This is a genomic window from Nonomuraea sp. NPDC050663 (assembly GCF_044456985.1).
Taxonomy (GTDB): domain Bacteria; phylum Actinomycetota; class Actinomycetes; order Streptosporangiales; family Streptosporangiaceae; genus Nonomuraea.
Window position 1 is genome coordinate 235,204 of sequence record NZ_JBITGL010000012.1, and the last position, 22,391, is coordinate 257,594.

The 22,391-nt window shown below is 70.3% G+C and carries 20 protein-coding genes; 11 read left to right on the plus strand and 9 right to left on the minus strand.

The window, feature by feature from the left end; all coding sequences use genetic code 11:
- Positions 1 to 42 precede the first annotated feature (42 nt).
- From ACIBH1_RS32925 to ACIBH1_RS32945, 5 genes are read right to left on the minus strand one after another with little or no spacing between them, the layout of a single operon-like run.
- Entirely contained in the window at positions 43 to 906 is an 864-nt protein-coding gene (locus tag ACIBH1_RS32925) for a deoxyribose-phosphate aldolase (protein WP_397317866.1), read from the minus strand.
- Entirely contained in the window at positions 899 to 1,834 is a 936-nt protein-coding gene (iolC, locus tag ACIBH1_RS32930) for a 5-dehydro-2-deoxygluconokinase (protein ID WP_397317867.1), read from the minus strand. Before iolC ends, ACIBH1_RS32925 begins: the two co-directional genes overlap by 8 nt.
- Positions 1,827 to 2,627 carry a TIM barrel protein gene (locus tag ACIBH1_RS32935; RefSeq protein WP_397317868.1) on the minus strand — a complete coding sequence of 267 codons (801 nt, stop codon included), beginning with the start codon at positions 2,625 to 2,627 and terminating at the stop codon, positions 1,827 to 1,829. The genes iolC and ACIBH1_RS32935 overlap by 8 nt, the downstream gene beginning before the upstream one ends.
- Positions 2,624 to 3,511 carry a Gfo/Idh/MocA family oxidoreductase gene (locus tag ACIBH1_RS32940; RefSeq protein ID WP_397317870.1) on the minus strand — a complete coding sequence of 296 codons (888 nt, stop codon included), beginning with the start codon at positions 3,509 to 3,511 and terminating at the stop codon, positions 2,624 to 2,626. Before ACIBH1_RS32940 ends, ACIBH1_RS32935 begins: the two co-directional genes overlap by 4 nt.
- A 28-nt stretch (positions 3,512 to 3,539) precedes the next feature.
- Positions 3,540 to 4,895 carry a PLP-dependent aminotransferase family protein gene (locus ACIBH1_RS32945; protein ID WP_397317872.1) on the minus strand — a complete coding sequence of 452 codons (1,356 nt, stop codon included), beginning with the start codon at positions 4,893 to 4,895 and terminating at the stop codon, positions 3,540 to 3,542.
- A gap of 66 nt (positions 4,896 to 4,961) precedes the next feature.
- On the opposite strand from ACIBH1_RS32945, the gene ACIBH1_RS32950 reads away from it, so the two are divergent.
- Entirely contained in the window at positions 4,962 to 5,843 is an 882-nt protein-coding gene (locus ACIBH1_RS32950; RefSeq protein WP_397317873.1) for a DMT family transporter, read from the plus strand.
- Here ACIBH1_RS32950 and ACIBH1_RS32955 read toward each other — a convergent pair.
- The gene (locus tag ACIBH1_RS32955) at positions 5,776 to 5,943 is read right to left on the minus strand and encodes a hypothetical protein (RefSeq protein WP_397317874.1); all 168 of its coding nucleotides are present in this window, start codon (positions 5,941 to 5,943) and stop codon (positions 5,776 to 5,778) included. The two genes, ACIBH1_RS32950 and ACIBH1_RS32955, sit on opposite strands and share 68 nt — an antisense overlap.
- Before the next feature lie 84 nt (positions 5,944 to 6,027).
- Between ACIBH1_RS32955 and ACIBH1_RS32960 the strand changes: the two genes are divergently transcribed.
- A complete protein-coding gene (locus ACIBH1_RS32960) occupies positions 6,028 to 7,668 on the plus strand; it encodes a fumarate hydratase (RefSeq protein ID WP_397317875.1) in 1,641 nt (546 codons plus the stop codon).
- A gap of 12 nt (positions 7,669 to 7,680) precedes the next feature.
- Here ACIBH1_RS32960 and ACIBH1_RS32965 read toward each other — a convergent pair whose 3' ends face one another.
- Both ACIBH1_RS32965 and ACIBH1_RS32970 read right to left on the minus strand, forming a co-directional pair.
- Entirely contained in the window at positions 7,681 to 7,872 is a 192-nt protein-coding gene (locus ACIBH1_RS32965) for a DUF5999 family protein (protein ID WP_181614396.1), read from the minus strand.
- A gap of 369 nt (positions 7,873 to 8,241) precedes the next feature.
- Positions 8,242 to 8,703 (minus strand): GNAT family N-acetyltransferase, encoded by a 462-nt coding sequence (locus ACIBH1_RS32970; protein ID WP_397317876.1) that lies wholly within the window; start codon positions 8,701 to 8,703, stop codon positions 8,242 to 8,244.
- A 135-nt stretch (positions 8,704 to 8,838) separates the two neighbouring features.
- Here ACIBH1_RS32970 and ACIBH1_RS32975 point away from each other — a divergent pair, with 135 nt between their 5' ends.
- The 7 genes from ACIBH1_RS32975 (at position 8,839) to ACIBH1_RS33005 (ending at position 18,264) form a co-directional block, all read left to right on the plus strand.
- Positions 8,839 to 9,894 (plus strand): serine/threonine-protein kinase, encoded by a 1,056-nt coding sequence (locus ACIBH1_RS32975; RefSeq protein ID WP_397317877.1) that lies wholly within the window; start codon positions 8,839 to 8,841, stop codon positions 9,892 to 9,894.
- Positions 9,895 to 9,929: 35 nt separating this feature from the next.
- Positions 9,930 to 11,624, plus strand: a complete 1,695-nt coding sequence (locus ACIBH1_RS32980) for a serine/threonine-protein kinase (RefSeq protein ID WP_397317879.1) — start codon at positions 9,930 to 9,932, stop codon at positions 11,622 to 11,624.
- A gap of 14 nt (positions 11,625 to 11,638) precedes the next feature.
- Entirely contained in the window at positions 11,639 to 13,030 is a 1,392-nt protein-coding gene (locus ACIBH1_RS32985) for a class II fumarate hydratase (RefSeq protein ID WP_397317880.1), read from the plus strand.
- A 48-nt stretch (positions 13,031 to 13,078) separates the two neighbouring features.
- Complete coding sequence (locus ACIBH1_RS32990; RefSeq protein ID WP_397317881.1) at positions 13,079 to 13,783, plus strand: hypothetical protein; 705 nt, start codon at positions 13,079 to 13,081, stop codon at positions 13,781 to 13,783.
- Positions 13,681 to 16,401 (plus strand): TIR domain-containing protein, encoded by a 2,721-nt coding sequence (locus tag ACIBH1_RS32995; RefSeq protein ID WP_397317913.1) that lies wholly within the window; start codon positions 13,681 to 13,683, stop codon positions 16,399 to 16,401. The genes ACIBH1_RS32990 and ACIBH1_RS32995 overlap by 103 nt, the downstream gene beginning before the upstream one ends.
- A 67-nt stretch (positions 16,402 to 16,468) precedes the next feature.
- On the plus strand, positions 16,469 to 17,221 hold the full coding sequence (locus ACIBH1_RS33000; protein WP_397317882.1) for a 3-hydroxybutyrate dehydrogenase: 753 nt from the start codon (positions 16,469 to 16,471) through the stop codon (positions 17,219 to 17,221).
- Positions 17,222 to 17,313: 92 nt separating this feature from the next.
- Entirely contained in the window at positions 17,314 to 18,264 is a 951-nt protein-coding gene (locus tag ACIBH1_RS33005; protein ID WP_397317884.1) for a hypothetical protein, read from the plus strand.
- Positions 18,265 to 18,278: 14 nt separating this feature from the next.
- Here ACIBH1_RS33005 and ACIBH1_RS33010 read toward each other — a convergent pair whose 3' ends face one another.
- Positions 18,279 to 19,121, minus strand: a complete 843-nt coding sequence (locus tag ACIBH1_RS33010) for a hypothetical protein (protein ID WP_397317886.1) — start codon at positions 19,119 to 19,121, stop codon at positions 18,279 to 18,281.
- Between the two features lie 81 nt (positions 19,122 to 19,202).
- On the opposite strand from ACIBH1_RS33010, the gene egtA reads away from it, so the two are divergent.
- Together egtA and ACIBH1_RS33020 are read left to right on the plus strand one after the other, a co-directional pair.
- Positions 19,203 to 20,450, plus strand: coding sequence for an ergothioneine biosynthesis glutamate--cysteine ligase EgtA (egtA, locus tag ACIBH1_RS33015; protein ID WP_397317888.1), 1,248 nt, complete (start codon positions 19,203 to 19,205; stop codon positions 20,448 to 20,450).
- 108 nt (positions 20,451 to 20,558) lie between these two features.
- Positions 20,559 to 22,373, plus strand: a complete 1,815-nt coding sequence (locus tag ACIBH1_RS33020; protein WP_397317889.1) for a helix-turn-helix domain-containing protein — start codon at positions 20,559 to 20,561, stop codon at positions 22,371 to 22,373.
- Positions 22,374 to 22,391 lie beyond the last annotated feature (18 nt).

The window sequence follows — 22,391 nt, forward strand, 5'->3', positions numbered from 1 at the left end:
GACGGTAGGTTCGCGGGCCGTCCCTGACATCGGCGTGAACCCTTAGCCCGGTACTGAGAGCATCGACACCGCGGTGTCGACGGCCCCCGCCACGTCGTCGTCGGCCGGGTAGAGCAGCGCGCGGCCCACCACCAGTCCGCGCACCCCCGGCAGCTTGAGCGCCCGCCGCCAGGCGGCGTAGGCCAGGTCGGGGGTGTCGCCGGGGTCGCCCCCGAGCAGGAGGGTGGGCAGGGTGGTGGCCTGCATGACCCGCTCCATGTCCTCGACCACCGGGATCTTCAGCCAGGTGCGCGCCGAGGTGCTGCCCAGCGCCTGGCTCACGTTGATCGCCTTGATGACGCCCTCGGGCGACAGGTCGTGGCCGGAGCGCGCCGACCAGAAGGGCTCGACCATCGCGACCCGGTCGTGGGCGGCCAGGTCGCTGACCGCCCGCGCGCAGGCCTGGAGGGTGGCGACGGTGCCCGGCTCGTCGACCGCGATGCGGCAGAGCATCTTGCCGCCGTCGAGCCGCATGCCGACGATCGTGTCGGTGTCGTAGGCGGTGAAACGGTCGTCGAACTCGAAGATCGCGCCCTGCAGGCCGCCGCGGTTCATGGAGCCGATGACGAGCTTGTCGTGCAGGGCGCCGAGCAGCAGCAGGTCCTCGACGATGTCGGGGGTCGCGAGCAGCCCGTCGACGCCGGGCCTGGCCAGAGCCGTGGTGAGCCGGTCGAGCAGTTCGACCCTGCTGCCCATGGCCAGCGGCCGGCCGCCCACGCCCAGGGCGCCCCTGGCCGGATGGTCGGCCGCGACGATCATCAGCTGGCGCCCGCCGTACAGCGGCCTTCTGCGCCGCGTGGCCGCGGCCTGGGCGATGCGCTCGGGATGCCTGGCCCTGATCTCCCGCAGCTCGGCGTAGTCAGCCAACGCGCAGCTTCCCTTCGATCTGCTCCAGGGTCGGCATGGCGGGCGCGCAGGCCAGCTCGCCGGCGACGATCGCTCCCGCGGCGTTGGCATAACGCAGCACGCGCTCCAGCGGCCAGCCGGCCAGCAGCCCGTGGGCCAGCGCGCCGCCGAAGGCGTCGCCGGCTCCCAGCCCGTTGACCACCTCGACCGGGACCGGCGGCACGACCACGCTCTCGTGCGCGGTCATGCCGAGCACCCCGTCGCCTCCCTGCTTGACGACCGCGATCTCCACGCCCGCGTCGAGCAGGGCCCGCCCCGCCGCGTACGGCTCGCGCAGGCCGGTGGCGACCTCCACCTCGTCGATGTTCCCGATGGCCACGCTGACGTGGGGCAGGGCCTTGGCCACCTGCTCGCGCGCCTGCTCGGGCGAGTCCCAGAACATCGGCCGGTAGTCGAGGTCGAGCACGGTGTGCCGCCTGCGGTCGCGGGCCTGCCAGGCGTGGAAGTGGGCGCTGCGCGACGGCTCCTGCGACAGGCCCGTCAGCGTGGCCCAGAACAGGTCGGCCTCGCGGATCACGGCGACGTCGAGCTCCTCGGGATGGATCACCAGGTCGGGGGCCTTGGGGAGGCGGTAGAAGTAGAGCGGGAAGTCGTCGGGCGGCCGGATCTCGCAGAAGGTGACCGGCGTGGGCAGCCCCTCGACCGCGGTGACGAAGCGGTCGTCGACCCCGTACTCCCGCAGCGCGTCGTGCACGAACTCGCCGAACGGGTCGGCGCCGGTCCTGGTGATCACCGCCGAGCGCCGCCCCAGCCTGGCCGCGGCCACGGCGACGTTGGTGGGGCTGCCGCCGAGGTACTTGCCGAAGCTCGTCACCTCGCGCAGCGACACCCCGATCTGGAGCGGGTAGATGTCGACCCCGACCCGCCCCATCGTCAGGACCTCAGTCACGCCCGATCCCCTTCAGGTAGGCCAGGCTCTGCTTCACGTCGTCCATCGGGTCGTCGTCGGGACCCGCCAGCACCACGTCCTGCTCCATCACATACCACCCCGAGTAACCGTCCTTGTCGAGCGCCGCGACGATGCCCGCCACGTCGACGTCGCCCCGGCCCAGGGGCCGGTAGACGCCCTCCCGCACCGCGCGGGCGTAGCCGATCTCCGGCACCTTGGCGGCCAGGTCCGCGTCGACGTCCTTCAGATGCACGTGGGCGATCCGCCCCGGGTCGCGGCGCACCACGGCCAGCGGGTCGGTGCCGCCGATGAGCAGGTGACCGGTGTCGAGGCAGAGCGGGATCACGCTGTCGTCGAGGACCCGCTCCACCTCGTACCGGTTCTCGATCATGGTGCCGACATGCGGGTGCAGGGTGACCAGGCGGTCGAGCGCGGCGGCGCGGTCGAGGTTGGCGAGCAGGGTGCGCCAGCCGGTCTCGTCCAGGGTCGGGCGGGTGTCGTAGCCGTCGCGGCCGGTCGAGGCCGCCAGCACCACCACCTCGACGTCGGCGGCCAGGATCTCGGGGATCGGGTCGTGCCCGGGATCGTGCAGGACCACGGGGACGAACTGCGCGATGCCGCTCATGTCGTACTGGGTCAGGAACTCCTGGGTCAGGTAACCCGACGGCCCCAGCTCGGTGGCGGCCAGTCCCAGCTCGCGCATCTCGGCCAGGACCCTCCTCGGCGGCAGCTGGTGGCCCCAGTCCGGCACCTCGCACACACCCCACGAGATGGGGGCACCGGCGATCTTCATAGCGAAATCTCCCGTCCTTCACGGCGTGACTTCTCGGCGGCCTCGGCGATGCGCAGGGCGGCCAGCGCGTCCTCGATCGAGCACGGGCTGGGCAGGCCCTCGCGCGCGGCGCGCAGGAAGGCCGCCAGCTCGGCGCGGTAGGCGTCGGCGAACCTGGTCACGAAGTCGGGCGCCAGCGGCAGTCCCGCGCCGACAACTCGCGTGTCCTTCGTACCCGCCAGCTCCATCCGCACGTCGTAGCCCGCGCCGTTGTAGCGCGAGCCCTGGAGGGTGACGAGCGTGCCGTCGTCGAGGGTGAGCAGCGCGGCGCTGTTGTCGACGTCGCCCGCGGCGGCGAAGAAGTCGGCGCCGCGGTTGGCTCCCGTCGCGTAGACCGTGGTCACCTCGCGCCCGGTGACCCAGCGCAGGATGTCGAAGTCGTGGATGTGGCAGTCGCGGTAGATGCCGCCCGACATCGGGATGTAGTCGGCGGGCGGCGGGGCGGGGTCGCCGGTCACCTGGTGCACGCGGTGCAGCTCGCCGAGCTCGCCGCCCTGGAGCGCCTGGCGCGCGGCCTGGTACTCGGCGTCGAAGCGGCGCTGGAAGCCGATGTGCACCAGGGTGTCGCCGCGCGACTCGAGCACGCTGCGCGTCTCCTCCAGCGTGGGCGCCACCGGCTTCTCGCAGAAGGTCGGGATGCCGATCGCGCACGCCTTGAGCAGCAGCTCCGCGTGGGTCGCCGTGGGTGTGGCGATGACCAGGGCGTCGGCCTCGAAGGGGTCGCCCTGCCTGCCGTACGGCGTGGTGCGGACCGGGTCGGAGACGATGAGCTCGTCGACCAGCCCGGCCAGCGTTTCCGCATGAAATGCCCCGATACGTCCCAAGCCCAGCAGACCCACGCGCATGGCTACTTTCTAGGCGAGACCGTTCAGCTCAGTCAAGACTTTGTCCTGACATTCTGACTTTTAGAGCCCGGACGGCTTCCGCCGCGTGGTGTTCCGCCAGCCTGGCGAAGCCGACCACGGCGCCCGGCGGTCCGGGGGCGAAACGCATCGGGGCCAGCGGCTCCGCGGCGATGCCCACGGCCAGGGCCTCGGCGGCGAACCGTTCCTCGTCCCAGTGCTCGGGCAGGGCCAGATGGACGTGCAGGCCCGCCTCGATGCCCTGCACGCTGATCTCCGGCAGCTGGCGTGCCAGCTCGGTGACGAGGGCGTCTCGCCTGCGCCGGTAGAGCCTGCGCATCTTGCGCAGATGGCGGTCGTAGCCGCCGGTGCGCAGGAAGTGCGCCAGGGCGTACTGCTCGATCACCGGCGAGCCCAGGTCGAGCTCGCCGCGCGCCTGCCGTACCCCCTCGGCCAGGTTCGCGGGGGCGACCACCCAGCCCAGGCGCAGGCCCGGCGCCATGGCCTTGCTGATGCTCCCGCACAGCACCACGCGGTCGGGCGCCAGCCCCTGCAGGCAGCCCACCGGGTCGCGGTCGAAGCGGAACTCCGCGTCGTAGTCGTCCTCCAGGATCAGCCCACCCCACTCGATGAGGCGGGTCCTGCGCTCGGGCGACAACACCACGCCGGTCGGGTACTGGTGCGCCGGGGTGAGCAGCACCGCGTCGGCGCCCCTGACCCCTTCGACGTCGATCCCCGACCCGTCGACCGGCACCGGGACCAGCCGGGCGCCCGACCTGCGCAGCAGCGGGATCTGGCGGTTGCTCGTCGGGTCCTCCACGGCCAGGCGCATGCCGCCCAGCACGTGCAGGGTCAGGCTCAGCCCCTGGGCCACGCCGCCGACGACCACCACGTTCTCCGGGCGCACCGCCGCGGCCCTGACCCTGCTGAGGTAGCTCGCCAGCTCCTCGCGCAGCTCGGGCACGCCCGCGGGGTCGCCGTAGTCGAGGGCGCCGGTGGGCACGGTGGCCATGACGTGCTTGAGCGCGGCCAGCCAGCGCTCGCGGGGGAACTGGCTCAGGTCGGGCGAGGTGGGCCGGTGACCGTGGCCCGGCACGCAGACGGGCGCCCGCTCCCGCTCCGGTGCGGGCTCCCTGCCGCCCGCGTTGGGGCACACGACGGTCCCGAGCCCCACCTTCGACATGAGGAAGCCCTCGGCCACCAGTTGCTCGTAGGCCTCCACCACGACGCCGCGCGAGACCTGGAGGTCTCGCGCCAGATCGCGCGACGACGGCAACCGCACGCCGGCCAGCAGGCGGCCGTCGCGGATGGAACGGCGCAGCTCGGCGGCGATCTGGGCGGCGATTCCGCCGCCGTCACGCCTGATCGCGATGTGCAGATCGGCCAATGGTCCACTCTTTCCGACGACGATTGGACTCTGTGAGAGAGCCAATACCTTCCTAGCATCGCTGGCATGAGAAACGGAATCGTGGGTGCGGCCTCGGCCATGTTCCTGGTCGGCACGCTGGCCGGAGTCTCCGGCCTCATCAAGGACTATCCCCTGTACGGCGGGCAGGCCGTGCGCTACCTGATCGCCGCCCTGATCTGGATCGCCGTGATCAAGGTCATGCGGCTGAAGTTCGTGCGCCTGACCCTGCGCGAGACGTTGACGCTGCTCGCCCTGACCGCGCTCGGGCTGGTCGTGTTCAATGTGGCGATCATCGAGTCGACGCGCGCCGCCGGGCCCGCCCTGGTCGGCGTGGTTCTCGGCACGGTGCCACTCGCCCTCGCCCTGGTGAGCGGCAAGCCCGCGCCGCGATTGCTGGCCGGAGCGGTGATCGTGGTCGGCGGCGCCACGCTGGCGACCGGGCTGGGCAGCGGCAACCTGCCCGGACTGCTGTGGGCACTGGTGGCCCTGGTGGGCGAGGTGAGCTTCTCGGTGCTGGCCATCCCGTTGCTGCCCAAGCTGGGAGCGATCCGGGTGTCGGCCTACTCGACGGGACTGGCGGTGCCGATCTTCTTCACCATCGGGCTGTTCGCGGAGGGCGTGCGCGTGCCGACCCTCGCGGAGGGCGCCGGGTACCTCTACCTCGGCGTGATCGTGACGGTGGTGGCGTTCTTCCTGTGGTACACCTCCCTGCCCAAGCTGGGCCCCGGCCTGGCAGGGTTGTTCGCGGGGATGATTCCCGTGGGCGCGATCGTCACCGGGCTGGCGCTCGGCGTCGCCGTACCCACCGTGCCCGACCTGGTCGGGGCGGGTCTGGTCATCGCCGGCATCGTGGTGGGGCTCAGCGCACGACGAAGCCCTTCCAGATCACGCGCCGACGCTGCAGAACCGGCCACTCTTCCTGCCTGATGCCGTGCAGCGCCATCGTCACCAGCGCGCCGGCCATGCCGCCGACGACCAGGATGCCCATCACGAGCATGAAGACGTGTTCCATGACGCCCTCCTCCATCTAGTTGAATTTTGAACTACTAACCGGGCCTGGCCCCACTCCATTCCCGGCTAATCTGTGGAGGGACCGAAAGGATCGAGGGACATGCCCGAGTTCGACTACACCGACCTGCTTCCGCTTGGCGCCGACGAGACCGAGTATCGGCTGATCACCACGGAGGGGGTGCGGAAGGTCGAAGCAGCGGGCCGCACCTTCCTGGAGGTCGACCCCGAGGCCCTGCGGCTGCTCACCGAGACCGCGATCCACGACATCTCCCACTTCCTGCGCTCCTCGCACCTGGCGCAGCTCCGGAAGATCATCGACGACCCCGAGTCGAGCGGCAACGACCGCTTCGTCGCGCTCGACCTGCTCAAGAACGCCTCGATCTCGGCCGGCGGCGTGCTGCCGATGTGCCAGGACACCGGCACCGCGATCGTCATGGGCAAGCGCGGACGCCACGTGCTGACCGACGGGCGCGACGCCGAGCACATCTCACGCGGCGTCTACGACGCCTACACGCGGCTCAACCTGCGCTACTCCCAGATGGCGCCGCTGACCATGTGGGAGGAGAAGAACACCGGCAGCAACCTGCCCGCGCAGATCGAGCTCTACGCCGAGGGCGACGACGCCTACAAGCTGCTGTTCATGGCCAAGGGCGGCGGCTCGGCCAACAAGTCGTTCCTGTACCAGGAGACCAAGGCGGTGCTCAACGAGAAGCGCATGCTGGCCTTCCTGGAGGAGAAGATCCGCTCGCTCGGCACCGCCGCCTGCCCGCCCTACCACCTGGCCGTCGTCGTGGGCGGCACCAGCGCCGAGTTCGCGCTGAAGACCGCCAAGTACGCCTCCGCGCGCTACCTCGACTCGATCCCCACCGAGGGCTCGGCGTCCGGCCACGGCTTCCGCGACCTGGAGCTGGAGAAGAAGGTCTTCGAGCTCACCCAGAAGCTCGGCATCGGCGCGCAGTTCGGCGGCAAGTACTTCTGCCACGACGTGCGGGTCATCCGCCTGCCGCGCCACGGCGCCTCCTGCCCGGTGGCCATCGCCGTCTCGTGCAGCGCCGACCGTCAGGCGCTGGCGAAGATCACCGCCGAGGGCGTCTTCCTCGAGAAGCTGGAGACCGACCCCGCGCGCTTCCTGCCGGAGACGACCGACGAGCACCTGTCCGACGACGTGGTGAAGGTCGACCTCAACCGGCCGATGCAGGAGATCCTCGCCGAACTCACCAGATACCCCGTCAAGACCCGGCTGTCGCTCACCGGGCCGCTCGTCGTGGCCCGCGACATCGCCCACGCGAAGATCGCCGAGCTGCTCGACGACGGCGGCGAGATGCCTGCCTACCTGAAGGACCACGCGGTCTACTACGCCGGACCGGCCAAGACGCCCGAAGGCTACGCGTCCGGCTCGTTCGGGCCCACCACGGCCGGGCGCATGGACTCCTACGTGGAGCGATTCCAGGCGGCGGGCGGCTCGATGGTGATGCTGGCCAAGGGCAACCGCTCCAAGCAGGTCACCGACGCCTGCCAGCAATATGGCGGCTTCTACCTGGGTTCCATCGGCGGCCCCGCGGCGCGCCTGGCCCAGGACTGCATCAAGAAGGTGGAGGTTCTGGAATACCCCGAGCTGGGGATGGAAGCGGTCTGGAAGATCGAGGTGGAGGACTTCCCCGCGTTCATCGTCGTCGACGACAAGGGTCAGGACTTCTTCACCGACACCACGGGCCCGGTCCTCACGATCGGGCGTCGATAGGGGCCGGAATCGTCAGGCGGCGTAGGCGAGCACCCGATGCGGTGCCACCACGCTGCCGTCGGGCAGCAGCAGACCGGTGTCCTCGAACATGATCACGCCGTTGCACAGCAGACTCCAGCCCTGGTCGGGGTGAGAGTTGACCACGTGGGCGGCTTCACGGTCGAGAGAGTCGGCGGCGGGGCAGAGGGGCTGGTGCTGGCACATTTCGAAACCTCTTCTGGTGTGTGGTGCTCCTGTACGGGTTGTTCAGTAGGGCAGCTTCCGCCCCGACGGGGTGCGCAGGTCGAGCGAGGACTTGACCGGCTTGCTCGGCCGCTTCCTGATCTGTGTCTGCCGCATCCTCATCACGTCCTTCAACGACATCGTGGTGATCGTGAGTTCCGAGGGCGTATGCCTTCATTCTGACGATCCCGACTGACAGTTTTTCGTGCTAAGGAGACGATGCACCCGGGCGCTTACCGCGCACCTACAGCCCGCTGACGCGGCTTGACAGCGGCTTGATAGCCGCAGGTGAACGTGAGCAACCGGCACCGTGGAGACCAACGCGCACGACCTGAGGGAGCGGCTGGCCCGCTAAGCGGCGGCCGACAGGTAGAGGCGAAGCCCTTCGACGTCGGCGGTGTGCACCCAGCCCAGCCTGGTGTAGAGCTTGACGGCCGGGACGGCGTCGGATCTGGTGAGCAGCCACGCGGGGCCCGCTGCCGTGAGCAGGTCGGTCATGAGCGCCGCGCCGACGCCCCGGCCGCCGAAGCGGGGGTCCACCGCGAGCTCGCGCAGCTCGAAGCGGTCGCTCAGGTCGCGGCCGAGCTTGGGGTAGATCCTGGAGTCCGTCAAAGTGTCGAAACCGTAGGTGAAGCCGGCGAGTTCGCCGTCCACCCAGGCCATGCGGCACAGGAAGCCGGGCAGGGCACGGTGCTCCTCGAAGCGTGCGGTGAAGGCCGCGATCTCCTCGGGCGACTCGTTCCAGGGCGGCTGGACGAAGGCCTGGGCGTACACGACCTGCATGGCAGCCGGATCCGGGATGGAGGTGATCATGAGGACAGACTATGCCTTGCCGGATATTTCGCTTATTTGCTGACGCGCGAAGTCAGGCCACTTGACGGAAGATCGCAATATTTTATCGGCCCCGCCTCTACAGGTACGTTTGCGCAAATCGGTAAGCTGCCTGCCATGCGTGCGCCGTCCGGTTACCTCCTTGCCGCGCGCTACCGGCTGGTCGAGCCGGTCGGCCGCGGCGGCATGGGCACCGTGTGGCGGGCTCACGACGAGCTCCTCGACCGCGAGGTCGCCGTCAAGGAGGTCAGGCTCCCCGTCGTCCTCGACGAGGATCTGCGGGCCGAACTGTGCGCGCGCACGGCTCGCGAGGGCCGGGCGACCGCCATGGTCGCGCACCCCTCGGTCATCACCGTCTACGACGTCATCACCGAGGACGAGCGTCCCTGGATCGTCATGGAGCTCCTGCACGCCAGGTCGCTGGAGCAGCTCATCCAGGAGCACGGCCCCCTCCCGCCCCGCAGGGCCGCGGAGCTCGGGCGGCAGATCCTCGGCGCCCTGCGCGCCGTACACGGCAAGGGCATCCTGCACCGCGACGTGAAGCCGTCGAACGTCCTGGTGACCGACGAGCGCGCCATCCTCACCGACTTCGGCCTGGCCGCCTTCGAGGGCGAGATCTCCATCACCCAGGCGGGCATGGTCCTGGGGTCGGCGGGCTACATCGCGCCCGAGCGGGTGCTGGGCGCCAAGGCCAGCCCCGCCGCCGACCTGTGGTCGCTCGGCGCGACGCTCTACACCGCCGTGGAGGGCCACGGCCTGCACGGCCGCCGTACGGCAGCAGCCGCGCTGGCCGCGCTCACCAGCGGCGAACCGATCCCGATGGTCAAGGCCGGCCCACTGGCTCCGGTGCTTGAGGCGCTGCTCAGGATCGACCCCGAAACCCGCATCGACTCGGTGCGCGCCTCGCTCATGCTCTCGCGGGTGGCTGCGGGCGGCTCGGCGGAGAAGCCCCTGCCGGCCAACGGGCGCAAGCCGGCCATAGTGCTGAGCGCTCCGGCCTTCGCCCGGCGCCCCACGCACCGGGGTCTGCACCGGGCCGACAGCACGCCCGTGGTGCCGTTGCCCCGGCGATCTGCGGTGCCGATGTCGCCTTATGCCCGGTTCAAGACCCGGATGATAAAGATGTTCCTTCCGAGGCGTTTCTGGCCGCGCGAACTTCGCAAGCGAGGGTAAAGCGCATCCCAAGCCGGAGTGGATATCTTCTAGTCATGCCGGAACAGCACAGGGGACGACTGCTCGCCGACCGATACGAGCTGCTCGTGCCACTCGGCCGGGGGACCATGGGGACCGTCTGGCGCGCACGCGACCGTGCGCTCGGGCGGGAAGTCGCCGTCAAGGAGATTCGCCAGGACCCGGGCCTGACCGAGGAACAGCGCGCCGAGCTGCGCGAGCGCATGGTCCGCGAAGGGCGCACCGCCTCACGCATCAACCACCGCTCCGTGGCGGCGATCTACGACGTGCTCGTCCACGAGGGCTGCCCGTGGATCATCATGGAGCTCGTCGAGGCACGTTCCCTTGAACAGGTGATCGACGAGGAGGGCCCGCTCCCGCCCCGCCTGGTCGCCGAACTGGGCGTCGACCTGCTCGGAGCGCTGCGCGCCGCGCACACCCAGGGCATCACCCACCGCGACGTGAAACCCGGCAACGTGCTGATCACCGAGCACGGCCGCGTCGTGCTGACCGACTTCGGCATCGCCAAGTCCGAGGGCGACACCAAGCTGACCAAGACCGGCATGGTCATCGGGTCGCCCGGCTACACCGCCCCCGAGCGGGCACGCGGCGAGTACACCGGGCCCGAGTCCGACATCTGGTCGCTGGGGGCGACGCTGTACTTCGCCGTGGAGGGGCGTCCCGCCTACGAGCGGGCCTCCATCTCCGAGACGCTCGCGGCACTCATGACCGAGAGCGTCGACCCGCCCACGCAGGCGGGGCCGCTGCGTGCCGTACTGGACGGCATGTTGCAGAAGGACCACCAGCGGCGGGTCACGGCGGCCAAGGCCGAGACGATGTTGCGGATGGTCGCCGACACGCCGACGCACGAGTTCCCGGCGATAGAGGACCAGGTCGCCGGTACGGCATGGCCGTCGGAGGGCGGTGGCGCGCCGTCGGAGCCGCAGCAGACGGGCGGTGCCTTCGGCCGGCCCGCCGCCGAGAGCGGCCACCGGCTCGGCGCCTTCGGCCCCCCACAACCGGCCCAGCCCGGCCCCACGACACCGAGCACCCACCAGGGCCACCCCGGCCACCCCGGTTCCGCTCCTGCCGCCGCGCAGCCACAGCCAGGGCAGGCGGGGCCCGCACCCGCCGCCGCACAGGCCGGACAGGGCGCACAAGCTGGACAGGGCGCACAGGCCGGATATGCCGGACAGGGCCCACAGGGCGGACACCTCGGCCACCCCGGCCACGGCGGGCACTCCGGCCAGCCCGGCCACGGCGGCCCCGTTCCTGGTGGCTCAGGGCACCCTGGGAGCGTCCAGCAGCCCCCCGCCGCAGGTCGCCCCGAGCAGGAGGAGTGGCCCTCCCCCTTCGACCCCGGCCAGGACCCCGACCGCACCGTCACCGTGATGCGCCCCCGCGCCCCGCTCCCCCAGCAACCCCCGCCCGCCCGCGCAGCCGAAACGGACGAAGGGGACGACGCGGGCGAGGTCACCAGGGTCGTCAAGCCGCACCCCATGGGCCAGCAGGTCTACCCCACCCCCCAACAACAGCAGCCGCAGCACTACCCGCAGCCGCAACCCCAGCAGCCCGCCGAGTCGAGGGGTCTGGGCACCGACCTGTTCGCGATCGCCGGTGAGCAGCCGCCGCCCAAGAAGGCCAGCCGCACCGGCATGTTCGTGCTCATGGCGATCGCGGCCGCCGCGGCGGTCATCATCGCGATCCTGGTTCTCACCGCTCTGCGGGGTTGATGGAGACTGGAGTCATGAGCGAGTTCCGCACCGAACATGACTCCATGGGCGAAGTGCTCGTCCCCGCCGAGGCTCTCTGGCGCGCTCAGACCCAGCGCGCCGTGGAGAACTTCCCCATCTCGGGGCGCCGCCTGGAGCCCGCGCACATCGCCGCGCTCGGGCTCATCAAGGCGGTCGCGGCCGAGGTCAACGGCGAGCTCGGCGTGATCGACAAGGAGCTGGCCGAGGCGATCGCCCAGGCCGCCGCCGACGTCGCGGAGAACGAGCACGACGCGCAGTTCCCCATCGACGTCTTCCAGACCGGCTCGGGCACCTCGTCCAACATGAACGCCAACGAGGTCATCGCCTCCCTCGCCGAGCAGCGCCTGGGCCGCCCGGTCCACCCCAACGACCACGTCAACGCCTCCCAGTCCTCCAACGACGTCTTCCCCACCTCCATCCATGTGGCGGCCGCCACCGAGGTCGTCTACCACCTGGTGCCCTCCCTGCGGCATCTGGCGACGGTGCTGCGGGTGAAGTCGGCCGAGTTCGCCACGGTGGTCAAGTCGGGCCGCACCCACCTGATGGACGCCACCCCCGTCACCCTGGGCCAGGAGTTCTCCGGCTACGCGGCCCAGATCGAGCACGGCATCAACCGCGTCAACGCCGCGCTCCCCCGCCTGGTCGAGCTGCCTCTGGGCGGCACCGCCGTCGGCACCGGCATCAACACCCCGCCCGGCTTCGCCGCCCGCGCGGTCGACAAGCTCAGCGAGGCGACGGGCATCCGCTTCGCCGAGGCCGAGGACCATTTCGAGGCGCAGAGTGCCCAGGACTCCATCGTGGAGCTCTCGGGGGCGCTGAAGGTCGTCGCCGTCTCGATGACGAAGATCGCCAACGACCTGCGGTGGATGGGCTCGGGTCCCCGCGCGGGGCTCGGCGAGATCAACCTGCCCGACCTGCAGCCCGGCTCGTCGATCATGCCGGGGAAGGTCAACCCGGTCATCCCCGAGGCGGTGCTGATGGTGGCCTCGCAGGTCGTGGGCAACGACGCCGCCATCACCTTCGCGGGCGCCTCGGGCGCGTTCGAGCTCAACGTGCAGCTGCCGCTGCTGGCCCGCAACATCCTGGAGTCGGTCCGCCTGCTGGCCAACGTCTCCCGCCTGCTGGCCGACCGCTGCGTCTCGGGCATCACCGCCAACCACGAGCGCCTGCGCGAGTACGCCGAGGGCTCGCCGTCCATCGTCACCCCGCTCAACCGCTACGTCGGCTACGAGGAGGCCGCCAGGATCGCCAAGCAGGCCCTGGCCGAGCGCAAGACCATCAGGCAGGTCGTCGTCGAACGAGGTCACGTCGCCAACGGCACGCTCACCGAGGAACAGCTCGACTCCGCGCTCGACGTGTTGTCGATGACCCGCCCCTCGGAATGATCGATTGCGGGCATCGACTTCTCCTGAGAATGCCCGCACAGTAGATCCATGCTCAAGAAGGAAGGCTGGCCGCGGGAGGGCTGGCGCGAGCCGGCGCTGACCTTCCTTCGCGGCCGGATAGCGCGGGCCTTGGCGGCGGCGCTGATCGGCGCCTTAGTCGGCCTCATCGCCTACCGGATCACCCAGGCGGGCGGCGCCTGGGTGTTCCTGGTGACCGGGGCTCTGGCGGGTGTCGCCTCGGTGCTGGCCGTGCAGCTGTACGGCAGGGCGGCCACGCTCACCGAGGTCAAGATCACCGTCCCCCAGTTCAGCGAGCTCACCTTCGCGGTCAACGACGAGAGCAGGAAGGTCGCCTGGGGCCTGTTCGTCGAGACCGTCACCCGCGTCTCGACGCAGCGGCTCGACGAGGACGAAGGGCTCCTGCGCGAGGCCATGAACTCCCTCTACAGCCTGTTCGCCATCACCCGCGAGGCGCTGAAGGCGGCCAGGCCCTCGCCGAAGGTGCCGGGCTCCCAGACGGTGGAGTACTTCGCCATCATGATGCTCAACCAGCAGCTGCGGCCGTTCCTGTCGGTCTGGCACCCGCAACTGCGCGACTTCGAGCGCGACCATCCCGACCTGCCGGAGTCCGCATGGGAGCACAACGCCGAGTGCCGGGCGGAGCTGACGAGGGTGCAGGAGGGGATCCGCCGGTACGCCGAGGGATTCGCCAGGCTGGCGGGCGTGGCGGAGCCGGAGAAGCTCATCGCCTAGTCCGGTACGACGCCTTCATCTCCTACTCCCAGATCGACCGGAGCATCGCCCTGGCGCTGAAGACCGGGATGCAGCGGCTCGCCCGGCGCGGCAGGTCGGGCGCGATCAGGATCTTCCGTGACGAGGAACGGCTGCACGCCGGCGCCCACCTGGCCGACGAGATCACGAGCGCGCTCGACGCGAGCCGCTTCCTCATCGTCATCGTCTCGCCCGACTCCGACCGCTCCCCGTGGGTGCGGATGGAGACGGAACACTGGCTCAGGCGCCACCCGGCGTCCTCGGTGCTCAAGGTCCTGGCGCCGGGGACCGCGCCGGTGGCGGACGAGCGGCTGGCCGTCAGCCTGAACGGCATGCGCGTGCTGCGGCTCCGCGACGAGGCGTTCCTCCAGGCCGTCGCCAAGCTCGCAGGAGCCGTCAAGGGGGAGGCGCCTGAGGCGCTCATCAGGGCGGAGGAGCGACGCCGGCGCAGGGTCCGGCTGCTGTCGGCCGGGGCCGCCGTCCTGCTGTGCGCCAGTTCCACGCTGGCCGTACACCAGTGGCGGGAGGCCGGCGAGCGGCAGCGCCTGCGGGCGGCGGCGGAGATGGTCGCGTTGTACGAGGCGGCGCGTGACATGGCCCCGGGCGACGCGGCGTCGCTGGCCGTCGCGGCCTTCCAGGGTGCCGACCTGCCGCAGACTCGGCAGGCGTTGTTCCAGGAGTACCTGCGGACGATCGGCTTCAGCGTCGTGCTGGACGGCGAGGGCGACATGCTCAACGGCATGGCGATGAGCGAGGACGGCTCGCGCGTGCTCGGGTGGTGGGACAGCCGGGAGGTGCGGTTGTGGACGCCCGAGGGCGGGCGGGAGGTGGAGGTGCCCGCGGGGGTGAACGTGACGGCGGTGGACCTCAGCCTGGACGGCAGGGTGCTGGCGGTGGGCACCTCGGCCGGGGAGGTGATCGTCAGGGCGGTGGAGGGCGGGCAGGAGAGCCGCATGCGGGTGGGCGGGCCCCCGCAGGCGGTGGACCTCTCGACCGACGGCCGGACGGTGGCGGCCGTGACCATCCCCGACGGCACCGGCTACCGGCTTCACCACCGGGACCGGGTCATGGAGGCGGACACGGGAACCACCTCCGTGGATTCGCTGCGGGTGTCCGACGACGGGTACGCGGTCGTCGTCCCGAGCGGCGGGCGCGCAGACATCTGGAACCTGGCCGACGGCGAGCTCACGACGCTTCGCGGGGACACGGTGGCGTACCTGCCCAGCTCCAAGGCGAAGGCGATCGCCGTCTGCCGTGAGGTGGAGCCCAAGAAGGTCGGCGTCCGGCTCGTGCAGGTGTCGAACGCCCGGCCGGTCGCCGGCGAGACCACGATGCCCGGCGAATGCGACAAGGTGGCCCTGTATCAAGAGGGCTTCGGGATCATCGCCCTCAACGGCCGCTTCGCCCGCCTGTCCCTGGCCGAACACCCCATCCTGGCCTCCCAGTTCACCGTCCCGCACGAGGAGGACCCTCGGGGCGTCGGCCTGGTCCACCAAGTGCCGCCGTTCGCCTACTTCATGGACGGCGAGTACGGCCAGCTCGCCTACCCCGTCACCGGCGGCGTCTACCTCCAGGACATCAGGGCCCGCACGCAGAGCACCTCCACCGGAGACCCGGCCCGCGGCGTGTTCGACCCCGCGGGCGATGAGGTCGTCACCACCGGCGACTACCTGTCCAGGTGGCGGATCGCGACCGGCGAGCTCGTGCCCGGAGAGACGGTGCCCGCCGCTCAGGGCGTCTCCTTCAGCCCGGACGGGGCCTGGATGGTCCTGCCGGGCGAGAGCAGGATCGAGGTACGGCGCGGCCGGACCCTCGAAGAGGTCGCCCGCCTGGACCATCCCTACACGCCCGCCCCGGTGGCGGTCGTCGACGGCCAGGTGGTTCACCACTGCCGGTCCGGCAGTCTCTCCAGACTGCGGCTGCCCGACCTGGCCGAGACGGGCCGCGAGATCGAGCTGGACCCGGGCGGCTCGTGCAGGATCGCGGTCGAGGGCGGGCGCGTCGTGGTCCAGCCGGAGGGGAGCACCGACGTCGAGCTGGTCGACATGGAGTCGGGCCTGCGCCGCCGGTTCGCCGTGGGACTGGACGCCCAGGCGCTCCTGCTCTCGGGCGATCGCCTGCTCGTGACCGGCATCCAGGGCGCGAATCTCGCCATCGCCTTGGTCGAGACCGACACCGGGAAGGTGCGCGACCTGGGCAGGTGGGCCGGATCCGACGCCAACACCGGCGTGTCGGCGGCCGCGAGCGGAACGACCGCCCTGGTGGCGTCGTCCGGCCAGCTTGTCACCGTCGACCTGCGGCTGGGCCGCGTGACGCAGACGCTCGACGCGGGCAAGGCCGTCCCGGTGCTCGGCACCCTCGCGCCGCGAGGGATGGGCTCCGTGCTGGCCGTGCGGAAGGACCTGAAGGCCGTCCTGGTCCGCGACTCCTTCCACTACACGGTTCCCGAACACTTCAGCTCCGGCACGACCAAGGTGGTCTCCCTGGACCCCGCCGAATGGATGCGCCACCTGTGCGCCATCAGCGGCGGCTGGCTCTCGCGAGCCCGGACCGGGGCGCTCCCCGACGGCGCGGCGCCGCCCCGGTGCCCGCCCACATAACCGCCCACCGATATGTGGCGATCAACCCCATGTGCCTGCCCGGCGCCCGCGGTCTAGGGTCCGAGACATGGCGGAGGACTTGGCCGGGCGGACGGCCCTGGTGACCGGCGCCGGCAGCGGGATCGGCCGGGCGGTGGCGGTGAAGCTGGCCGACCTGGGCGCGAGAGTGCTGGTCGTCGACAGGAACGGCGAGGCGGCCGAGAAGGTCTCGAGCGAGGTCGGCGGCGTCGCCGTGGCGGTCGACCTGAGCGAGCCCGGCTTCGTGGAGCGCCTGCCCGACGAGCGGGTCGACATCGTCGTGAACAACGCGGGCTTCCAGCACGTGGCGCCGATCGAGGAGTTCCCGCCCGAGGTGTTCGCCGCGATCCTCAAGGTCATGGTCGAGGCCCCGTTCCTGATCACCCGCCGCTACCTGCCCGGGATGTACGGGAACGGGTGGGGCAGGATCGTCAACGTCTCGTCCGTGCACGGACTGCGGGCCTCGCCGTACAAGTCGGCCTATGTGGCCGCCAAGCACGCGCTGGAGGGCTTTTCGAAGGTGGCCGCGCTGGAGGGCGCCCCCCACGGGGTGACCTCGGTGTGCGTGGCGCCCGGCTACGTGCGGACGGAGCTGGTCGAGAACCAGATCCAGGATCAGGCCAGGGCCCATGGCATCCCGCCGGAGCAGGTCGTCGAGGACATCATGCTCAGGCCCGCGGCGATCAAGCGGCTGATCGAGCCGGAGGAGGTGGCCGAGCTGGTCGCCTACCTGTGCGGGCCGAGGGGTGGGTTCATCACCGGAGTCTCGCTTCCCGTGGACGGCGGCTGGACCGCTCGATAGCCGTGGGCAGGGGCGTTGCCAGAGTTACTCCGGATAAATGAGATAAAATCGCATTCTTGGAAGATTGGCGCTAATTTCGAGATAATGACCATGTGGCGCTTCAAGAACCTCCCAAAACGCTAGCCCCCAGGACAAAGCGTGCCCGCCGTACGCTCTGGATCGGCGGCATCACCATCTCGCTGGCTTTGGCGATCATTCCTCCTTGGGTCGACTCGACGAAGATCTTCATCCAGGTCGGCATCATCGTCGGCCTCGTGGGATTCTGCATCGCACTGCTGGTTGAGCAGTCGACCAAACTCGACCAGGCAATCGTCGAGATGCGCACACAAATGGAGCGCCAAGCCGCCGAACTCACCACCGCGCTCAGAGAGGTGAGCCCGGTCATCGCCGCTCCACCGCTGTGCAAGGATTTCGTCGACGGTTACGTGGCGGCCTATCAGAGCATCGACCGCCGCGGCGACATCGACGTCTTCTCGGATATCCGGCAGAGCAAGAGCAGTGAATTGCTCGACTGCCTGCACGATCTTTCCAACGGCGCCATCATCGTGAGCATCGACGGCCCGTACAGCGTCCGCGCCAGGCCATTCGACGATGTCCTGCATTATCGCGCTGTCAGCATGGGCCCGTTCGAATTCTGGACCGGGCCGTTCGGGCAGCGCTATCTGAAGACCCAGCAGTCGGCCATCGAACGTTTCGGCCTGGTGGTCGAGCGCATATTCGTCTCCGACGACCCGGCCACTCCATACCTGGAGGACGTCGTGCGCGCTCAGGCGGCCGCGGGCATCGACACCTGGCTGGTGCTGCGCGAGTGGGTCCCCGAACACCATCGCGAGCACGTGGTCGACCAGGGAGTGCTGAGTTTCCGCAACGGCACCAAGCTCCTCATGCAGCCACGGGCGACCCAGTATCGGCAGAAGGCCGACCGCGAACGGCTCTCAGTGCTGCCCAACGAGATCAGGGCAGCCGAGTTCAGCCTGGACCTGATCCGTTCGCACGCCTTCAAGGTGACCGCCACCAGCTCCTGGCCGCCCGTGCCTCGCTGAGATCCGGACCCCGCTCAGCTCCACAGGCGCAGCGGCTCGTCCGTGCCTGAGCACCCGATGAACCCGGACAGTGTGATCCGTTCCCCGTCACACGTGGGCTGGACGGCGTGCAACCGGGTCGTCCGCAAGATGATCAGATCTCCGACCGCCGGCCGGATCCTGATCGTCGGGGTCGGCAGCGTCTCGCGACGATACCCGTAGGTGCCCCACGAGCTTCGGCCGATCACCGCCTCGTCCATCAGCCCGAAGTCCCACAGCTCCAGCACACCTTCACTGTCGTGCTCCTGGGCGGGCATCCGCAGGTAGATGTTGACGCCGAGCTGCTCGGTGAACCCCGCCGCGTCGCGGACGTCGGGGGCCGACTCCCGCAGCACGTCGAGATGCGGGTGTGCCTGCGCCCCGCCGCGCCACACCCGGACCATGCCGAAGACGAGTGCGTTCTCCTCCAGCCTGAGCAGGCACGCCCCGCCCGGCCACAACTCGTCGAGTTCGCACCTGAGCCGGTCCATGGGAGAGGCCAAGGGGTGGCACGACCGCCTGATCTCGGCCATGACCTCGATGGCCGTCGCCAGATAGGCCCGTCTGGCCTCGGCATCACCACGAGTCTCGGTAAAGGCCCTGACATTACTCTCGTAAATCCGCCGATAACCTTTCCCCATGCCGTCGAGTATTCGCTCGACAATCTCCGTGCACAGATCAGGGGCGTGATATTCGGGCACGTGCAGCGCCAGCACCTTACCCGTCGCCAGTTCGCGGAGCGCATCTGATGACAGCCGGTCATGACGCAACAGCATGCAGGAAGCCTTCCGCTGTAGGGTGGGACCACCAGCAGCACAAGCGGACCGCTCGATGTGCATAGTTTCCAGCCACTGGACGGTGATCGCAAGGCTTTGCCATCATGAGTGACCGGCTATTGGCCACATAAAGGTGGACTCTGCATGGCGATCGACAAGAGCACCTGGAGCCTCGGCCCGCCGATGAATCATCTAGGCGTATCCGACGGTGACCACCTCACCGATCTGGACACGGCGGAAAGCCTGATCTATCGCAGCGCATTCGATTTCTCCCCGCCGAAACGGGTGGGCGTCGAACTCGAATGGCTCGTCCATGACGGCGGCGATCCGATGGCGCCCGTGCATCCCGATCGCACCACCGCCGCACTCAACGATCTCGACGTGGACGGCATTCTCTCCATCGAGCCGGGCGGCCAGCTCGAACTGAGTTCCGCTCCCGCCGATCTCGGAGACTGCCTCCGTCAGTCGATGGCCGACATGACGGCCATCCGCCGTATCCTCGCGGCCGCCGGCCTGACCCTGACCGGCGTGGGAATCGACCCCGGCCGGCCACCGCGGCGCTATCTGCGCATCCCCCGCTACGACGCCATGGAGGAGGCCTTCAACCGGACCAACGAGTCGGGCCGGCTGATGTTGTGCAGCACGGCGTCGGTCCAGGTCTCCCTCGACGCCGGGACGGAACACGACTTCCGCGCGCGGTGGGAGGGCGCCCACGCCATCGGCCCGGTCCTGGTCGCCGCGTTCGCCAACTCCCCCATCCATCGTTCACGCTCCACCGGGTGGCGATCCACCCGGCAGGCCGCCTGGCTGTCGATCGATCGCAGCCGCTCCGCCCCGCCCACCGGATCGGCCGACCCGCGCACTGCCTGGGCCAGGTACGCCCTCGATGCCCGGGTCATCTGCGTGCGCCGCCGCGACGGCCTTCCCTGGACCGCTCCCGACGGGCTGAGCTTCAAGGACTGGGTGGTGGAAAGGCAACCTCGGGTCCCGACCGTTGGTGACCTGCGCTACCACCTGTCGACGCTCTTCCCGCCGATCCGGCCCAGGGGATACCTGGAGCTGCGGATGATCGACGCGCAGCGCGGCGACGACTGGGTCGTGCCCGTGGCGGTCGTCAAGGCCCTCCTCGATGACGAGAAGGCCCTCGACGCGGCGATGGAGGCCACAGAGCCGCTACACCGCGGCGGCGCCTCGCGACCCGACCCGTGGGTGGGGGCGGCCAGGACCGGCCTGGCGGACCCGTCTCTGGCCGCGGCGGCGTACCGGTGTTTCGAGGCGGCTCATGCCGCCCTGATCAAGGCCGATCTCCAGGAGCCGTTCCTGGGCATCGTCGAGCGCTTCATCGAATGCTATGTCTCGCGCGGCCGCAGCCCCGCCGACGACGTGAAGTAGGCCGGCCACGCATTTTGCCACCTGGTTATGGCGGCCGGCCCCATATTCTCGCCCGTTGTCCACGGTCTACGGTCCGAGGCATGACGGAGGAGTAGCACAATGGGCGATATGCGCGTCTACCTCGAACTTCTCGCCCGCGAGGCCTCCGCGGTGGAGTTCGAGGGGCCGATCATCGAGGCGCGGGCGCGCGGCGCCGCGCCCGAGGAGGTCGCCGAGCTCGAGCAGGCCAAGGTCGAGGCGCTGAAGGTGCGCGAGCTGCTCAGGCGCAGGGCGCGCAGGGAGGCGGAGCTGTCGGCGTTGTACGACACCGCCAGCGACCTGGCCGGACTGCGTGACCTCGACGCGGTGCTGGAGGCGATCGTGCACCGGGCCAGGCAGTTGCTCGGCACCGACACGACGTACCTGACGCTGCACGATCCCGACAAGGGCGACACGTTCATGCGGGTCACCGACGGGTCGATCTCGGCGGCGTTCCAGAACCTGCGGCTGGCGCCCGGAGCGGGCCTGGGCGGGCTGGTCGCGCAGACCGCCCGGCCGTACGCCACGGCCGACTACTTCGCCGATCCCCGCTTCCAGCACAAGAACCACATCGACACGGCCGTGCACGAGGAGGGCCTGGTCGCCATCCTGGGCGTGCCGCTGAAGCTGGGTCAGCGGGTCATCGGGGTGTTGTTCGCGGCCAACCGCAGCGCCAGGCCGTTCCTGCAGGAGGAGGTCGCGCTGCTGACGAGCCTGGCGGCCCATGCGGCGGTGGCGATCGACAACGCGCGGCTGCTGCAGGAGACCAGGAACGCCCTGGAGGAGCTGTCGAGCACGCACCGGAGCCTGCGCGAGCACGGCGACGCCGTGGAGCGCGCGGCACGGGCCCACGACCGCATGATGGAGCTGGTGCTGCAGGGCAGGGGCATCGAGGACATCGCGGCGGTGGTGGCCGAGTCGGGCGAGCTGACCGTCCTCGACGGGCTGGGCAGGGTGATCGTCGGGCAGGCCACCGACGATCCGGGCATCTTCGAGGCCGCGCAGGCCTCGCGGGCGCTGGGCCGGACGGTCAGGCGGCACGACCTGCTGATCGCCTCGGTCGACGTGGGCGGCGAGCCGCTGTGCACGCTGATCGTCAGGAGCGCCGACGCTGACGAGCGCATCGTGGAACGCGCGGCTCTGGTCTGCGCGTTGCTGCTGCTGTTCAGGCGGAGCGTGGCCGAGGCCGAGGGCCGGGTCAGGGGCGAGCTGCTCGACGACCTGATCAGCCGCCCCGACGACGACGGCCTGATCGACCGGGCCAACCGGCTGGGCGTGAACCTGGCCCGCCCGCACGTGGTGATCGTCGCCAAGCACCAGGGCCAGCGCGAGCGCGCGGCCTTCTGGGCCTCCTCGCAGGCCGCGCTCTCCCACGGCCTGGCCGCCGCCAGGGCGGAGGAGGTCGTGTTGCTGCTGCCGGGACCGCAGGACGCCAAGCGCATCGCCAAGGACCTCAGCGCCGCGCTGCAGTCTCCGGCGACGGCGGGCGCGGCCGGGCCCGTGACGGGCATCAAGGACGTCCACAGCGCCTACCGTGAGGCCCAGCGCTGCGCCGACGCGCTCATCGCGCTGGGCCGCGGGGGCGATGGGGCCAGCGCCTCCGAGCTGGGCTTCGTCGGGCTGCTGATCGGCGAGGCGGGCAGCATCCCCGGCTTCGTGCACGCCACGATCGGCCCGGTCGTCGACTACGACGCCAAGCGCGGCACCAGCCTGGTCGGCACCCTGGCCGCCTACTTCGGCGCCGGCGGTTCGCCGAGCCGTACGGCGGAGGCCATGCACATCCACGTCAACACCGTCTCGCAGCGGCTGGAGCGCATCGGGCGCCTGCTGGGCGAGGGCTGGCAGGACCCGGAGCGCGCCCTGGAACTCCAGCTTGCGCTGCGCCTGCACCGGCTCAGTGGATGAGACCGACATACCCGTCGG

Coding starts and splice junctions, on each gene's coding strand:
- ACIBH1_RS32935 (WP_397317868.1), bottom strand. CDS start 2,627: ATGAAGATCGCCGGTGCCCCCATCTCGTGGGGTGTGTGCGAGGTGCCG.
- ACIBH1_RS32940 (WP_397317870.1), bottom strand. CDS start 3,511: ATGCGCGTGGGTCTGCTGGGCTTGGGACGTATCGGGGCATTTCATGCG.
- ACIBH1_RS32950 (WP_397317873.1), top strand. CDS start 4,962: ATGAGAAACGGAATCGTGGGTGCGGCCTCGGCCATGTTCCTGGTCGGC.
- ACIBH1_RS32955 (WP_397317874.1), bottom strand. CDS start 5,943: ATGGAGGAGGGCGTCATGGAACACGTCTTCATGCTCGTGATGGGCATC.
- ACIBH1_RS32960 (WP_397317875.1), top strand. CDS start 6,028: ATGCCCGAGTTCGACTACACCGACCTGCTTCCGCTTGGCGCCGACGAG.
- ACIBH1_RS32965 (WP_181614396.1), bottom strand. CDS start 7,872: ATGTGCCAGCACCAGCCCCTCTGCCCCGCCGCCGACTCTCTCGACCGT.
- ACIBH1_RS32970 (WP_397317876.1), bottom strand. CDS start 8,703: ATGATCACCTCCATCCCGGATCCGGCTGCCATGCAGGTCGTGTACGCC.
- ACIBH1_RS32975 (WP_397317877.1), top strand. CDS start 8,839: ATGCGTGCGCCGTCCGGTTACCTCCTTGCCGCGCGCTACCGGCTGGTC.
- ACIBH1_RS32980 (WP_397317879.1), top strand. CDS start 9,930: ATGCCGGAACAGCACAGGGGACGACTGCTCGCCGACCGATACGAGCTG.
- ACIBH1_RS32985 (WP_397317880.1), top strand. CDS start 11,639: ATGAGCGAGTTCCGCACCGAACATGACTCCATGGGCGAAGTGCTCGTC.
- ACIBH1_RS32990 (WP_397317881.1), top strand. CDS start 13,079: ATGCTCAAGAAGGAAGGCTGGCCGCGGGAGGGCTGGCGCGAGCCGGCG.
- ACIBH1_RS33000 (WP_397317882.1), top strand. CDS start 16,469: ATGGCGGAGGACTTGGCCGGGCGGACGGCCCTGGTGACCGGCGCCGGC.
- ACIBH1_RS33010 (WP_397317886.1), bottom strand. CDS start 19,121: ATGCACATCGAGCGGTCCGCTTGTGCTGCTGGTGGTCCCACCCTACAG.
- egtA (WP_397317888.1), top strand. CDS start 19,203: ATGGCGATCGACAAGAGCACCTGGAGCCTCGGCCCGCCGATGAATCAT.
- ACIBH1_RS33020 (WP_397317889.1), top strand. CDS start 20,559: ATGCGCGTCTACCTCGAACTTCTCGCCCGCGAGGCCTCCGCGGTGGAG.